The organism is Roseomonas sp. KE0001 (assembly GCF_016107285.1).
Taxonomy (GTDB): domain Bacteria; phylum Pseudomonadota; class Alphaproteobacteria; order Acetobacterales; family Acetobacteraceae; genus Pseudoroseomonas.
Genome location: NZ_RCVQ01000005.1, coordinates 357019 through 371889, shown reverse-complemented (window position 1 = coordinate 371889; position 14871 = coordinate 357019). Strand labels below are relative to the sequence as shown.

At 73.0% G+C, this 14871-nt stretch carries 15 protein-coding genes; 3 read left to right on the top strand and 12 right to left on the bottom strand.

Annotated elements, in window-relative coordinates; translation table 11 throughout:
- Positions 1-29 precede the first annotated feature (29 nt).
- The 5 genes from D9598_RS12735 to D9598_RS12715 are packed head-to-tail and all read right to left on the bottom strand — an operon-like array spanning position 30 to position 5660.
- Positions 30-1679: an ABC transporter substrate-binding protein gene (locus tag D9598_RS12735; RefSeq protein WP_198366887.1), complete on the bottom strand. Its 1650-nt coding sequence runs from the start codon at positions 1677-1679 to the stop codon at positions 30-32.
- A 22-nt stretch (positions 1680-1701) separates the two neighbouring features.
- The gene (locus D9598_RS12730; RefSeq protein WP_198366886.1) at positions 1702-2607 is read right to left on the bottom strand and encodes an ABC transporter permease; all 906 of its coding nucleotides are present in this window, start codon (positions 2605-2607) and stop codon (positions 1702-1704) included.
- A complete protein-coding gene (locus D9598_RS12725; protein WP_198366885.1) occupies positions 2604-3557 on the bottom strand; it encodes an ABC transporter permease in 954 nt (317 codons plus the stop codon). Before D9598_RS12725 ends, D9598_RS12730 begins: the two co-directional genes overlap by 4 nt.
- Positions 3558-3567: 10 nt before the next feature.
- Positions 3568-4566: an ABC transporter ATP-binding protein gene (locus D9598_RS12720; RefSeq protein WP_198366884.1), complete on the bottom strand. Its 999-nt coding sequence runs from the start codon at positions 4564-4566 to the stop codon at positions 3568-3570.
- A complete protein-coding gene (locus D9598_RS12715) occupies positions 4563-5660 on the bottom strand; it encodes an ABC transporter ATP-binding protein (protein WP_370592013.1) in 1098 nt (365 codons plus the stop codon). Before D9598_RS12715 ends, D9598_RS12720 begins: the two co-directional genes overlap by 4 nt.
- 120 nt (positions 5661-5780) lie before the next feature.
- On the opposite strand from D9598_RS12715, the gene D9598_RS12710 reads away from it, so the two are divergent.
- The 3 genes from D9598_RS12710 (at position 5781) to D9598_RS12700 (ending at position 9591) form a co-directional block, all read left to right on the top strand.
- On the top strand, positions 5781-6464 hold the full coding sequence (locus tag D9598_RS12710; protein ID WP_198366883.1) for an RraA family protein: 684 nt from the start codon (positions 5781-5783) through the stop codon (positions 6462-6464).
- A gap of 50 nt (positions 6465-6514) precedes the next feature.
- Complete coding sequence (locus D9598_RS12705; RefSeq protein ID WP_198366882.1) at positions 6515-7975, top strand: DUF4403 family protein; 1461 nt, start codon at positions 6515-6517, stop codon at positions 7973-7975.
- A gap of 176 nt (positions 7976-8151) precedes the next feature.
- The gene (locus tag D9598_RS12700; protein ID WP_198366881.1) at positions 8152-9591 is read left to right on the top strand and encodes a M20 family metallopeptidase; all 1440 of its coding nucleotides are present in this window, start codon (positions 8152-8154) and stop codon (positions 9589-9591) included.
- 54 nt (positions 9592-9645) lie between these two features.
- Here the strand turns inward: D9598_RS12700 and D9598_RS12695 are convergent, their stop codons facing one another.
- The 7 genes from D9598_RS12695 to D9598_RS12665 form a co-directional block, all read right to left on the bottom strand.
- Positions 9646-10134: a GAF domain-containing protein gene (locus tag D9598_RS12695; RefSeq protein ID WP_198366880.1), complete on the bottom strand. Its 489-nt coding sequence runs from the start codon at positions 10132-10134 to the stop codon at positions 9646-9648.
- Between the two features lie 78 nt (positions 10135-10212).
- Positions 10213-10593: a winged helix-turn-helix domain-containing protein gene (locus D9598_RS12690; RefSeq protein WP_198366879.1), complete on the bottom strand. Its 381-nt coding sequence runs from the start codon at positions 10591-10593 to the stop codon at positions 10213-10215.
- A complete protein-coding gene (locus D9598_RS12685) occupies positions 10539-11357 on the bottom strand; it encodes a substrate-binding domain-containing protein (protein ID WP_198366878.1) in 819 nt (272 codons plus the stop codon). Before D9598_RS12685 ends, D9598_RS12690 begins: the two co-directional genes overlap by 55 nt.
- A gap of 10 nt (positions 11358-11367) precedes the next feature.
- Positions 11368-12528: a molybdenum ABC transporter ATP-binding protein gene (gene modC, locus D9598_RS12680; protein WP_198366877.1), complete on the bottom strand. Its 1161-nt coding sequence runs from the start codon at positions 12526-12528 to the stop codon at positions 11368-11370.
- On the bottom strand, positions 12528-13241 hold the full coding sequence (gene modB, locus D9598_RS12675) for a molybdate ABC transporter permease subunit (protein ID WP_198366876.1): 714 nt from the start codon (positions 13239-13241) through the stop codon (positions 12528-12530). The genes modC and modB overlap by 1 nt, the downstream gene beginning before the upstream one ends.
- Positions 13242-13261: 20 nt before the next feature.
- Complete coding sequence (gene modA / locus D9598_RS12670) at positions 13262-14056, bottom strand: molybdate ABC transporter substrate-binding protein (protein ID WP_198366875.1); 795 nt, start codon at positions 14054-14056, stop codon at positions 13262-13264.
- Positions 14057-14134: 78 nt separating this feature from the next.
- Positions 14135-14818, bottom strand: a complete 684-nt coding sequence (locus D9598_RS12665; protein WP_198366874.1) for a flavin reductase family protein — start codon at positions 14816-14818, stop codon at positions 14135-14137.
- Positions 14819-14871: the final 53 nt, after the last annotated feature.

Below are 14871 nucleotides of genomic sequence, written 5' to 3'. Positions count from 1 at the left end.
TCGTTCTCTCCAGTCGGGCGCCGCGGCGATCAGCCCATGCGGATCGGCGTCAGGTCCTGGAACCAGGACTGCGCCTGCACGAAGCCCTGCACCCTGGGGCTGATCGCCCGGGGATTGAGGTCGTGCGCGGCGAAGAGGAACAGCGCCTCGTCGACGATCTTCTCATGGACCCTGGCCAGCAGCGCGTCCTGCTTCGCCGCGTCGAAGGTGTTGTAGACCTCGGTGAACAGGGCATCGAAGGCGGGATCGTTGAACCAGCCCCAGTTGACGCCGCGCGGCGCGTGCAGATCCGATTTCAGCAGGCGGATGAAGGCGCTGTAGGGGTCGAAGGCGGCGTAGGAGAAGTTGATGCCGGTGCAGCCGCGCACATTGGGGCCCTTGGCGCCGCCCTGCCAGATGGTGATCAGCGTGTTCCAGTCGAAGACCTCGAAGCTGATGTCGAAATAGGCCTCCTTCAGCGCCTGCTGGATGTACTCGTTCATGGGCAGCGGCTGCATCTGGCCGGAGCCCGAGGAGGAGATGCCGATCCGGGTGCGCAGCGGGTTGGCGGCGCTGAAGCCGGCCTCGCCCATCAGCTTGCGCGCCTGCGGGAGGTCATGGACCAGCTTGAAGGACGGGTTGCCGGCCCAGGGGTTGCCCGGCGGCACCAGCCCGTTGCCCTCGATCATCAGCCCGCCCAGCAGTTCCTTCAGCTCCGCGCGGTTCAGCGCCAGGTTGGCCGCCTTGCGCACGCGGATGTCGCGCCACGGCGAGCCCTCGACCATCGAGAGGTGCCAAGTCCAGTTGTGCGGATAGGCATTGGTGATGATCCGGAAGTTGGCCGCCCTGAGGCTGTCCAGCGCATCCGGCGGCGGCGCCTCGATGAAGTCGACCTGTCCGGAGCGCAGCGCGGCGACGCGGGTATTGGCCTCGGGCAGCGGCAGCAGGGTCAGCCGCGCCGACTTCGCCACGCGCGCCTTGTCCCAGTACTCGTCGAAGCGGGCCAGCTCCGCCCGCTCACGCACGCTGAAGCTGGTGAGCTTCCACGGGCCGGTGCCCACCGCCTTCAGCAGGTAGTTGTCCCAGTTGCTGCCGGCCGCCTCCCAGGCGCCCTTGTGCACCACGCCGAGCCAGGTCAGCGCGTAGGGGATGGTGCTGTCGGGGATCGAGGTCTCCAGCCAGAAGCGGCCATCCTCCCCGGCGCCCCAGCGCGCGAGCGTCGGGAAGCGGGGCGTCACCTGGGCGGAGGCGCGGGCGTCAAACCAGGGCGCGTCGCGCTTGAAGGCGCGGTCGAAGGTGAAGACCAGATCCTCGACCGTCAGCACATGGCCGTCATGGAACGGCACGCCCTGCCGCAGGGTGAAGAGCCAGCGCTTCGGGTCGCCGGGATCGACGGCCCATTCCGTCGCGAGGCCGGGCTTCAGCGTGGCCGCCTTGTCGGACTGCGAGAGATCCCACATCACGAGCTGGTCGTAGAGGGTGATGCCCATGAAGCGCTGCCCCTCGCCGCCCTGGTCGGGGCAGCCGTTGGAGAGCGGCACGGCCGAGGCCGTCATGCCGACGCGCAGATGGCCGCCCGGCGCCTGGGCCAGGGCCGGGTCCCAGCCGATGGCGGCGGGACCCATCCAGGCCGGCAGGGCGGCGGCGGCAGCGGCGGCGGAAGCGCGGAACAGGCCGCGGCGGTCGAGAGAGAAGGTCATGTCCGGCTCCGGGAGGCGGGGTTCAGGAACGCACGTCCATGGCCGAGCGAAGCCCGTCGCTGACCAGGTTGAAGCAGATGCTGGTGGCGAAGATGCAGAGGCCCGGCAGCATGGCGATCAGCGGCTGGCTGTAGATCGCGGTCCGCAGCGTGTTCAGCATCAGCCCCCATTCGGCCTCCGGCGGGCGGGTGCCGAGGCCGAGGAAGGAGAGGCCCGAGGCCAGGATCATCGAGACGCTGATCAGGCTCGTGGCATAGACGAAGATCGGGCCCAGGACGTTGGGCAGGACATGCACCCGCACCACCGTCAGCGCGCCGGCGCCGCTGGCCCGCGCCGATTCCACGTAGTCGAGGTTGCGCACGGCGGTGGTGGTGGTCTCGGAGACGCGGATGATCTGCGGGATGAAGACCAGCGTCAGCGACAGCATGGCGTTGGAGATGCCCGGCCCCAGCGCGCCGCTGATGGCGACGGCCAGCAGCACCGAGGGGAAGGCGTAGAACACGTCGGTCGTGCGCATGATCAGCATGTTCACCCAGCCCCCGGCGAAGCCCGCGACGATGCCGAGCAGGCCGCCGATGCCGAAGGCGATGATCACCGGGGTGATGCCGAGGAACCAGGAGAGCCGGCCGCCATAGAGCAGGCGTGTCAGCATGTCGCGGCCCAGCTCGTCGGTGCCGAGGGGGTAGCGCCCGTCCTGGAACCAGACCGGCTTCAGGCGGCGGATCATGCTGGTCTGGTAGGGGTCGTGCGGCGCGATCCAGGGGGCGAGCAGGATCGCCGCCAGCATCAGCAGCAGGATGGCGCCGCAGACCAGCGTCACCGGATCGCGCGAGAGGCGCTTCATCACCCCGGCCCAGTAGCCCTTGCTGCGGGCCGGCGCGGCGGGCGTTGCGAGAAGGGTGGGGTTGTTGGCCACGGCGCTGTTCATGTGCGGCGGATCCGGGGATCGAGCGCGGTCTGCAGCAGATCGACCGCGAGGTTGAGCACCACGAAGAAGAGGGCGAGCACCAGGATCGTGCCCTGCAGCACGGGGATGTCGCGCTGGAAGATGGCGCTGTTCAGCAGGAAGCCGGTGCCGGGCCAGGAGAAGACGGTCTCGACCAGGATGGAGCCGCCCATCAGGTAGCCGAGCTGGAGGCCCATGATGGCCAGCACGCTGGGCGCCGCGTTCTTCACCACGTGGCGCACGACGCCGCCCCGGCGCAGCCCCTTGCCGCGCAGCGTGGTGATGAAGTCCTGGTTCAGGATCTCGACCACCGTGCCACGCACGGCGCGGGTGACGATGCCCATCGGGATGACGCTCAGCGTCAGCGCCGGCAGCACCAGGAACTGGATGTGCTGCCAGTCCCAGGCCCAGGAGGCCGAACCGCCCGGCCCCGCCCCCATCGCCGGCAGCGCGTTCAGCATGACGCTGAACACCACCACCATGACCATGCCGAGCCAGTAGTGCGGCACCGAGACGCCGGCCGAGGCGAAGGCCACCGCCAGCTTGTCCACCCAGGTGCCGCGGAAGGCGGCGGCGAGCGTGCCGAAGGCGGTGCCGGCGAGGAAGCCGATGCCGGCCGCGGCCAGCGCCAGCATCAGCGTGTTGCCGACGGCGGCGTAGAGATCCTCCGAGACGCTGCGGCCGGTGGCCAGCGAGCGGCCGAGATCGCCCTGCAGCACATGCCAGAGCCAGAGCACGAACTGCACCGGCAGCGGCTTGTCGAGCCCGTATTCGCGGCGGATCTGCTCGACCACGGCGGCCGGGGCGTCGGCGGGGACGATGGCGTTGACCGGGTCGCCCGGCGCGATATGCACCAACAGGAAGCAGACCAGGCTGACCGAGAGGGCAATCGGCACCGCGTAGAGCAGGCGGCGGAGCAGGTAGAAGAACATGGCCTTCTCCTCAGGCGGCGGCGTGCAGGGCGAGGTCGGGCACCCGCACGCAGCGGGCGGCGCGGCCGGGCTCGGGGCTGCGCCGGGACGGCACCGCGGCCAGGCATTCCTCGGCGGCGAAGGCGCAGCGCGGCGCGAAGGCGCAGCCCTGCGGCAGCCGCTCCAGGTTGGGCGGCGCGCCGGGGATGGTGGTCAGCCGCTGGCCGCGCAGCCCGGCATGCACCGTGGCGCCGAGCAGCCCCTGGGCATAGGGATGCAGCGGCCCGCGCATCAGCGCCTCGGTCGGCCCCTCCTCGATGAAGCGGCCGGCATACATGACGGCGATGCGGTCGGCGATCTCGCCCGCCACGCCGAGGTCGTGGGTGACGAAGATCACCCCCATGCCCAGCTCCTGCTGCAACTGGCGCAGCAGGAGCAGGATCTGGATCTGCACCGTGGCGTCGAGCGCGGTGGTCGGCTCGTCGGCCAGCAGCAGCTTCGGCCGGCAGGAGAGCGCGATGGCGATCATGGCGCGCTGCCTGAGCCCGCCCGAGAGCTCGTGCGGATAGGCGGCGAGGCGGCGCTTCGCCGAGGGGATCTGCACCAGTTCCAGCAGCTCCAGCGCCCGTGCCTCGGCGGCCGCCCGGCCGACGCCCTCGTGCCGGATCACGGTCTCGGTGATCTGCCGGCCGATGGTGAAGACCGGGTCGAGCGCCGTCATCGGCTCCTGGAAGATCATGGCGACGCTGCTGCCGCGCAGATCGGCCATCGCCGCCTCGGAGGCACCGATCACATCCCGTCCGGCGACCCTCAGCGTGCCCTTCAGCACGGTGCGGCGCGGCGGGTTCAGGCGCATCAGCGCGCGCAGCGTCACCGACTTGCCGGAACCGCTCTCGCCCAGGATGCACAGGCTCTCGCCCTGGGCCAGGTCGAAGTCGACGCCGTTGACGGCATGCACCGTGGCATCGCGTGAGACGAAGCGGACCTCGAGGTCGCGCACATGGACGAGCGGTGCGGGGGACGCGCTCATGCCGCCGCCTCCAGGGTGGGCGCGCGCGAGTGGCCGCTGCCGGGGACCAGCATCAGGCAGGCCGCCTCCTGGCCGGAGGGCGCCGGGCTGAGCGCCGGCACGCGGCCGGCGCAGAGGTCCTCGGCATATGCGCAGCGGGTGCGGAAGCGGCAGCCGGAGGGCGGGTTGATCGGGTTCGGCGGGTCGCCCGAGAGCGGTGGCTCGGTGCGGCGGCGGCCGGGGATCATCGAGGGCCGGCTGGCCAGCAGCGCGGCGGTGTAGGGATGCGCCGGCGTGTCGTAGATCGCGTCCACGGCGCCGATCTCGGCGACCTGCCCGAGATACATGACCAGCAGCCGGTCCGACATGTACTGCACGACGTTGAGGTCGTGGCTGATGAAGAGATAGGTCAGGCCGAACTGCGCCTTGAGGTCGGTCAGCAGGTTCAGCACCTGCGCCTCGACCGACTTGTCGAGCGCCGAGACGGGCTCGTCGAGGATGATCAGCCGTGGCCGCAGCGCCAGGGCGCGGGCGATGTTCACCCGCTGCCGCTGCCCGCCCGAGAGCTCGTGCGGATAGCGGCGGGCGAAGTTGGCCGGATCGAGCCCGACGGCGGCGAGCAGCTCGCCCGCGCGCGCCAGCGCGTCGCGTCCGGCCAGGCCGTGCACCTTCGGCGCGAAGGCGATGCTCTCCTCGATGGTCAGGCGCGGGTTCAGCGAGGCGTAGCTGTCCTGGAACACCATCTGCACCTGGCGGCGGTATTCCTTCAGCGTCATGCCGCCGGGCCCGACCGTCTGGCCGTCGAAGATCACCTCGCCCGCCGTGGGCCGCATCAGCGCCATGATGAGGCGGGAGGTGGTGGACTTGCCGCAGCCCGATTCTCCCACGATGCCGAGCGTCTCGCCCTTGCGGAGGGAGAAGCTGACGCCGTCCACCGCCTGGACGACGCCGGCACTGCGGCCGAAGAATCCCGATGAGAGGGGGAAATGCTTGGTCAATCCCCGCACCGTCAGCAGCGGCTGGGCGGGGCCGCCGAGATCGGGCATGGGATGCAGGATGGACGGGGTCGTCAGCGGACAGGCCCTCCGGGGCTGCTGGAAGGAGACGGCAATCACCAAGCAGGTTTCGTGCCAGCGGAGGCCATGCCGCCGGAGGAGGACCACGCCCGGCCGCCCTCGGCTTGCGGCCGGGCAGGACCGGCCATAGCCTGGACCGCCCGCAACGGAGAGACGCCCATGCCTGTCGGATTCCGCATCCTGCCACGCCGTCGCAAAGCGGAATCCCGCTGGATCGAGGCCTTCCGCCCGCTGCCCGTCGCCAATGTCAGCGACGTCATGGCGCGGATGACGGCGGGCGGCCCGCGCCTCCGTCCGATGCATCGCGCCGGTGCCACCGTGCTGGCCGGGCCGGCGCTCACCGTGCGCACGCGGCCGGGCGACAATCTGATGATCCACAAGGCGATCGGCCTGGCGGAGCCGGGTGATGTCATCGTCGTCGATGGCGGCGGCGACCTGACCAACGCGCTGATCGGCGAGCTGATGCTGGGCCAGATGATCTTCCGCAAGCTCGGCGGCATCGTCATCAACGGCGCCATCCGCGACAGCGCCGCCATCGCCGGGCAGGACTTCCCGGTCTATGCCGCCGGCGTCACCCATCGCGGCCCCTACAAGGACGGGCCGGGCGAGATCAACGTGCCGGTCGCGCTGGACGGCATGGTGATCGAGCCGGGCGACCTGATCCTCGGCGATGCCGACGGCCTGCTCTGCGTGCCCTATGCCGAGCTGGAGACGGTGCAGGCGGCGGCGGCGGCCAAGCAGGCGGCCGAGGCGAAGCAGATCGCCGAGATCGAGGCCGGCACCAACGACACGGGCTGGGTGGACGCGGCGCTGCGCCGCCTCGGCTGCGAGGGGCTGGACTGATCACGGCGGCCGGCCCCTCCCGCCGCGCGGCCTGAGGCGGAGCGGCGGCGATGCGCTGGCGCTGGCTGCGCCGGGGCCTGTCGGCCCTGCTGCTGCTGCTGTTGCTCGGCGCCGCCTGGCGCGGCACCGACTGGTATCGCGTGCGCGATCTCGTGCTGTCGGAGGAGCCGCCGCGCCGGGCCGCGCGCCTGGCCCTGCCCGCGCGGGACAGCAGCCTTTCCGTCGACCTGCGCGTGTCCTTCGATCTGCTCCGCCAGGCGGTGGAGCAGCGGCTTCCCGCCTCCTTCAGCCATGCCGGCGAAGGGGAGGACACGCGCTACGACTTCACCCTCCGCCGCACCACGCCGGTCGCCTTCTCCGAGGCCGGCGGGCGGCTGCGCGCCAGCTTCGGCGTCGATGCGCGAGGCACGGCGGGGCTGCGCGGCTGGCTCGCCGACACCGTCGGGCTGGGGCGGAAGAACTTCCAGGCCGCCGCCAGGGTGCAGGCGGATCTCGGCCTGCGCCTGGACCAGGGCTGGTGCCCGCATGTCGCCATGGACATCGCCTATGACTGGACCGAGGCGCCGCGGCTGGAGGTGATCGGCGGTGTCTGGATGGGGGTCGAGGGGCAGTTGCGCACCGCCGTCGATGCCGCCCTGCGCGAGCTTCCCGCGCAGCTGCACGGGCTGATCCCCTGCGAGCGGGTCCGCGCCGAGGTGGCGCAGCTCTGGCGGCGCCAGGAGATTCCGCTGCAGCTGCCCGCCGCGCCGCCGCTTTTCGTGCAGATCGAGCCGGTCTCCCTCGGCACGCCCGGTCTCGTCGTCGCGGCGGACCATCTGCGGCTGCCGCTGTCGCTCCGTGCCCGCACCGCCGTCACCGACACGGCGCAGAAGGCCGCCCCCGCTCCGCCGTTGCCGCCGCTGCGCGACCTGCCGCCGGAGGCGAGCCGCCTGCGCCTCGCCATCCCCGTGCGCGCCGGCTACGACATGGTGCGCGACTGGATGATGCGGGAGTTCGGCGGGCGCGATTACCCGCTGGATGTCGCCGGATGGACCGTCCGGCTGCAGATCCGCGACATCTTCCTCTACCCCAGCGATCCCGGGCTGGCGCTGGCCGTCCGCTTCTCGGCCAGGACGCCCGGCGGCTGGCTCGACACCTCGGGCCGGGTGATCTTCTGGGCCCGCCCGGTGCTGGAGCAGGGCGGCACGCGGCTGCGCCTGACCGAGCTGCGCTTCGCCCGCGAGCTGGACAACCTCGTCTGGTCCATCGCCAGCGCCGCCTTCGAGGAGCGGATCCGCGCCCGGCTGAGCGAACTGGCGGTCTACGACTTCGCGCCGCTGATGGCCGAGGGTCTGGCCCGGCTGCGCCGGAGCCTGGACGATCCGGCGCTGACCGCCGGCCTGCGCCTGGAGGTCGCGAGGCCCCGGCTGCGGCTGGAGCGGATCGTGGCGGAGGAGGACGCCCTGACGGTGCTGGGGGCGGCGGAGGCGGAGGTGGCGGCGGAGCTGGCCATCCTGCCGGAGGGGGGCTAGGCCGGCCCGCCGGACCGCGGCGGGAGGCCGGTCACCGCCCTGGAATGTTCTGTTTTCAAGGCTCTTCCTCCGGCCGGCTGGCAAGGTTCACAGGGACGCCGCCGCCCGGCCCGCTTGCCCCTACCCACCGGCCGGGCCTAATCACACGCCCCTGCCCCGCCGCCGCAGGAGGATCCATGCGCAACGACCCGATGTCCCTCGCCACCCTGTCGGCCGAGGTCGAAGCCAGGAGCCCCGCCTTCGCCGCCATGGCCGACCGGATCTGGGGCCATGCCGAGCTGCGCTTCCAGGAGCACCGCTCGATCGAGGAGCAGATCGCCCTGCTGGAGGCGGAGGGCTTCCGCGTCACCCGCAATCTCGGCGGCATCCCGACCGCCTTCATGGCCGAGGCCGGCTCCGGCGGCCCGGTCCTGGGCTTCCTCGGCGAGTTCGACGCCCTGGCCGGGCTGAGCCAGGAGGCCGGCATCGCCGAGCAGAAGGCGGTGACGCCCGGCGCCACAGGCCATGGCTGCGGCCACAACCTGCTCGGCGCCGGGGCCATGCTGGCCGCCGTCGCGGCGCGCGATGCCCTGGCGGCGCAGGGCCTGCCGGGCACGGTGCGCTACTACGGCTGCCCCGGCGAGGAGGGCGGCTCGGGCAAGACCTTCATGGCCCGCGCCGGCGCCTTCGACGACCTCGACGCCGCCGTCTCCTGGCATCCGGGCGTGGTCAGCAGCGTCATGTCCTCCCGCTCGCTGGCCAACTTCCAGGTCTACTTCCGCTTCCACGGCCGCGCCTCGCACGCCGCCGGCTCGCCCTGGCTGGGCCGCTCGGCGCTCGATGCCGTGGAGATCATGAATGTCGGCGTGAACTATCTGCGCGAGCACATGCCGCTCGACTGCCGCGTGCACTACGCCATCACCAACAGCGGCGGCAATTCGCCCAATGTGGTGCAGGCCGAGGCGGAGGTGCTCTACCTGATCCGCGGACCGCGCGTGAAGGAGGCGCAGGCGCTGTTCGAGCGGGTGAAGGCCTGCGCCGAGGGCGCCGCCGTCATGACGGGCACCCGCATGAGCCTGGAGATCGACAAGGCCTGCTCCGACACCATCCCCAACACGGCGCTGGAGATGCGGATGTTCGAGAATCTCGCCGCCCTCGGCGCTCCCGCCTTCGACGAGGCCGACCTCGCCTATGCCCGCGACATCCGCCGCACGCTGAGCGAGGAGGACATCGCCGACAGCATCGGCGCCGTCGGCGCGCCGGAGGCGGTGGGCGGACAGCCGCTGCACCAGGGCGTGCTGCATTTCGACGGCCAGTCGCGGCCCGGGAACGGCTCGACCGATGTTGGCGACGTCAGCCAGATCGTGCCGACGGTCCAGTGCTGGGGCGCCACCTGGGCGGTCGGCACGCCCTTCCACACCTGGCAGGCCGTGGCCCAGGGCAAGAGCCCGCATGCGCACAAGGGCATGGTGCAGGCGGCCAAGGCCATGGCGGCGACGGCGCTCGACGCCTTCCGTGACCCGGAGTTGCTGGCCCGCGCCAAGGCCGAGCTGCGCGAGCGCACCGGCGGCAGGCCCTATGCCTGCCCGATCCCGGCCGAGGTGCTGCCGCCGCCGCTGCGCGCGCCGCGGGCGTGACGGCCTGACCTATCCCGCCTTGGCCTATCCCGCGTCGGCCTATCCCGCATCGGCCTATCCCGCGCATGCCGCGAGATAGATCCGGGCCAGGGCCTCGATCCCCGCCTGGTCCTCCGGCGTGAAGCGGGCGGGGCGCGGGCTGTCGAGGTCGATCACGCCCAGCACGGCGCCGTCCCGCAGCAGCGGCACCACCAGCTCGGAGCGCGAGGCCGCGTCGCAGGCGATGTGGCCGGGAAAGGCGTGCACATCCTCGACCAGCACGCTCTCCCGCCGCACCACGGCGGCGCCGCAGACGCCGCGCCCGACCGGGATGCGGACGCAGGCGGGCTTGCCCTGGAAGGGGCCGAGCACCAGCATCCCGTCCCGCATGAGGTAGAAGCCGGCCCAGTTGAGGTCGGGCAGGCTGTGGAACAGCAGGGCGGACATGTTGGCGGCATTGGCCACCGGGTCCCGCTCGCCCCGCAACAGGGCCTCCAGCTGCACCGCCAGCTCGCGGTAGAGCCCGGGCTTGTCGGTGCTGGTCAGGATCGCGGCCTCGAACATGTCTGTCGCCTCCTCGTTTCCGGCTGATGCGGCGGCCGCGATATAGGCGGCCCGCCTGCCGCGGCCAATGTTCCCCGCTCAGCCGGGGCGGAGGCCGGACAGCTCGCCCAGCCGCTCCGCGGCCACGCGGTTGCTCTCCGCCTCGATGGCCCGGTAGTGACGGATCACCGTCTCGCCCGCCGGTGTCAGCCGCGCGCCGCCGCCCCGGGCGCCGCCCGTCGCGGTCTCCACCACCGGCCGGCCAACGGCCTGGTTCAGCGCCTCAACCAGCTCCCAGGCGCGGCGATAGGACATGCGCAGGGCGCGCCCGGCCCCCGAGATCGAGCCGTTGCGGCCGATCTCTTCCAGCAGACGCACCTTGCCCGGGCCGATCCGCCTGCCGCCGCCCAGATCCAGGCGGATGCTCAGGCGCGGCGCTTCCTCGGCGCCGTCGGCGGCGGCAGGGCGGAGACGGGGCATGGCGGCAACTCCATCACGCCCTCGCGGCGGGCGCAATCGTAGCTCTCCGCCGTCTCGGCCACGCTGCCGAAGCCGTGCCGGCGCAACAGCCCCTGCCCCTCCGGCGAGAGAATGAAGAAGGAGAGCCACGCCGCCTCGGGCCGGCCGGAGAGCAGGGCCAGCGCGAAGTCGGTGGTGGCGGCGAGATCGGCCGGCAGGTCCAGCACCCTGGCGCCCGGGCAGGCGGCCAGCGTGACGGCGGCACCGCAGCGCAGGCCGAGGGCCAGATCGAAGCGGCCGGTGCGCAGGCCCCGACCCAGGCCGCGCCCGGTGCCGGCGAGATGCGGCAGCGGCAGCGCCCGCGCCTCGGTCGCCGCCCGGGCGCCGGGTGCGAGCAACTCCGCCCGGTCCAGGACGCCGCCGGCCAGGGCGGCGCCATCGGCGGCGACGGCGAGACCGAGCCGCAGCCCCGGGTCCAGCAGCAGATCCAGCGCGGGGCGCGGCCGGTCCAGCAGGCCGGGCCGCAGATAGAGGCAGGGCAGGCCGCGGGCGAAGACCACGGCGGGCGCCGTCGATCCCGGCCGCGTCGCCGCCCGCGCCCGGGCCAGGCCGGCCACGGCGATGAGATCCGGTGCCGGGTAGATGTCGAGGCGATGGCGCATATCCTGCGGCGGGGTCGAAACGACCCGCGCCGGCGCGCGATGCGTCCTGGTGAAGGCCCCGGCGATCTCGCCCAGGACGGTTTCCAGCCCCTCCTGCGCCAGCAGCGTAACCTCGTTCCCCATGCGGGCGCCCTCACTCCGATGCCGGGCCGCCTGCCTCCGGGGTGGTGGCGCTGAAGGCGACGGACTTGACCAGCGCCCAGACGGGCATCCCCGGCACAAGCGCGAGTCTTACGATAGCATCTCTCGTTATGCGGGAAAGTATCCGCGTGTCACCGACCTTCAGTCGCAGCATGATTTCCGCCGGGCGAGGGCTCTCGATGGCCTCGATCTCCGCCGGCAGGATGTTCTGCACGGAGAGGCCGGCCGGCCTTTGCGTGGCGATCGAGACGTCCCGCGCCCGCATGCGGAGCCGCAGGGCGGAACCGGGCGCGGCGGCCAGCAGCGACACCAGCAGCGTGCCCCCGGCGAAGGACAGGCGGCTCAGCCCCCGGTCCGGCAGGTGCTCCAGCACCGTGCAGGCCAGCACCGCCCCGGCATCGCGGCGCAGGGCGAGCAGTGGCAGGTCGGTCCGGAGGGAAAGCGCCTCCGGCGTGTCCTCGGCCAGGACGCGGCCGGCCTGCATCAGCACCATGCGGTCCGCCAGGTGGTCCACCTCCTCCAGCGCGTGGGTGACGTAGAGGAGGGGGATGCGCAGCCGCTGCCGCAGGCGGGCGAGGAAGGGGAGCAACTCCGCCTTGCGGCCGGCGTCCAGCGCCGCCATCGGCTCGTCCAGCAGCAGCAGCCGGGGCCGCGCCAGCAGGGCCCGGCCCAGCGCCACCCGCTGCCGCTCGCCGCCCGAGAGCGCCGCGGGGCGGCGGCCCAGCAGGGGCTCGATGCCGAGCAGGGCCACCACCTCCCCGAAGCTCGGCTCCTCCCCCTCCGCCTCGCGCGGCGCCCGGCGCTGGCCGTAGCGCAGGTTGCCCTCCACCGAGAGATGCGGGAACAGCCGGGCATCCTGGAACACCACGCCGCAGCGCCGCTTCTCCGGCGGCAGCACCCGGCGCGCGGCGCTGTCGAGCAGCACCGTCGCGCCCAACAGGATGCGGCCGGCATCGGGGCGCAGCAGGCCGGCGACGGCGGCCAGCACGGTCGACTTGCCGCAGCCCGAGGGGCCGAACAGCGCCGTCACCCGGCCGGCGGGCGCGGTGAAGGCGGCGTCCAGCGCGAAGCCCGCGTTCCCCCCGCCGTCTGGAAAACGATGCCGCAGGGCCACCTCCAGCGGCGGTCGGAGCGGGTCCGGGCCGTGCGGCATCAGCGCGGGCCCTGGCCCAGCAGCACCCGCATGCGGCGCCCCAGCATCTCGGCCAGCAGCAGCCCGGCCACCGCCAGCACCAGGGAGAAGCCGGCCAGGCGGGCGGCCGTCGCCTCGCCCCCCGGCGTCTGGGTGGCGGCATAGATGGCCAGCGGCAGGGTCTGGGTCTCGCCGGGAATGTTCGAGGCGAAGGTGATGACGGCGCCGAACTCACCGAGCCCGGCGGCGAAGGCGGTCACGGCGCCGGAGAGGATGCCCGGCAGGGCGAGCGGCAGGGTGACGGTCAGGAAGCGGTCCAGCGGGCCGGCGCCAAGGCTGCGGGCCGCCGCCTCCAGGCCGGGATCGACGGCATCGAGGCTGAGCCGCACGGCCCGCACGATGAGCGGGAAGGACATCACCGCCGTGGCCAGGGAGGCGCCGGCGGTGGTGAAGACCAGCCGTAGGCCGAACCAGTCGTTCAGCAGCGCGCCCACCGGCCCGCGCACGCCGAAGGTGACGAGCAGCAGCCAGCCCACCACGACCGGCGGCATGACCAGCGGCAGGTGCACCAGGGCATCCAGCAGCGCCCGGCCCGGGAAGCGGCCGCGCGCGAGCAGCCAGGCCGCCAGCACCGCCGGCGGCAGGCCGAAGGCCACCGAGCGCAGCGCCACGGCCAGGCTGAGGCGGACCGCCTGCCACTCCTCCGGGCTCAACCCCAGCGCCCCGCCCTCCATGCGCCCTCCATCCCCCTGGCCTAGGGCGCGCGCAGGCCGAAGCCGAAGCGGCGCCAGGTGTCGGCGGCCCGCGGACCGGACAGGAAGTCCAGCAGGGCGCGGGCCTCGGCATTCCCCTCGGCGCGGCGGGTCAGCGCGAAGGGGTAGGTCACCGGCGGATGGCTGCCCGCCGGGAAGGTGCCGACCACCTTGACGGCCGGCGCGGCGGCCGCGTCCGTGGCATAGACGATGCCGAGCGGCGCCTCGCCGCGCTCGACCAGCAGCAGGGCGGAACGGACATTGTCGGCGCGGGCCAGACGCGGCGAGACCGTCTCCCACTGCCCCATCCAGCGCAGCGCCGCCTCGGCGTATCTGCCGGCCGGAACATGGGCGGGATCGCCGGTCGCGATGCGGCCGGCGGGCCCGGCCATGGCCAGCAGGTCGCTCTCCCGCTCCAGGGTGACAGCGGCCTGCGGCGAGGCGGCAGGCGCGATCAGCACCAGCGTATTGGCCAGCGGGCTGCTGCGGCTGGCGTCGAGGATCAGGCCGCGCTGCTGCACGTAGTCCATCCAGGGCTCGTCGGCCGAGAGGAAGAGATCGGCCGGCGCGCCCTGCTCGATCTGCCGCGCCAGGGCGGAGGAGGCGGCGAAGGACAGGCGTGGCGCCGGGTGGCCCTGGGCGCGCCACTGCTCGGCCAGGGCGCGCAGCGCATCGGTCAGGCTGGCGGCGGCGAAGACGGTGGGGCCTTCCTGGGCCCGGGCCACCGGCGCGGCGGCGAGGCCGGCCAGCAGCAGCAGGGCCGCGAGGCTTCCACGGAGGACGGAACGGCGCGTCATGGCGGGGCTCCCATCGTTGTTCCCGATTGAATATATCGTGGGGCGCCGGCTGCCAATCTCCACCTTCGCCTCAGCCCCTCACACGCCGGCCTCTCCCCCGGGCGGCCGCAGCCGGCGGGGCCGCCGGGTGGCGGGGGCCTCCGCCAGGCCGGCCTCGCTCATGGTGGCCAGGTCGAAGTAGTCGCGCGTGCCGGCATAGCCCTGGCCGCCCATCCGCCCCACCAGATCCAGCACGGCGGGATCGACGTGGAAGCGCGCATCCACCGCGTCGGCGCGGATATGCGCCTGCACCACCGTGCCCAGCACCACCTCGCGCGAGCCGCCGAGATCCAGGAAGGAATGCAGCCGGCACTCCAGCGCCGCCGGGGCGAGCGCGATGCGCGGGCTGGCCACCGCGACGCCCGGCCGGGTCTCCAGCCCCGCGCGGGCCAGCTCGTCGACCTCCGGCCCGAAGGGCACGGCGGTGACGTTCATCGCCTCCATCAGCGCGTCCGACACCAGGTTGACGGTGAAGACGCCGGTCTCGCGGATGTTGCGGCCGGTGTCCTTGGGGGTGCCGTCGGGGCGGAACTCGATGCCGAGGGCGACCACCGGCGGATCGGCCGACAGGCAGTTGAAGAAGCTGAACGGCGCCGCATTGGCCCGTCCCGTGTCATCCACCGTCGTCACCCAGGCGATCGGCCGCGGCATCACCGTGCCGATCAGCAGCTTGTAGCGCTCGCGCGGGCCGAGGGCGGTGAAGTCGAAAGCGGCGGTCTCCATCGGCGGGCGGTCTCCGGAAGGTCGGGTTCGGGGGCCGGATTGCTCCGGCGCGG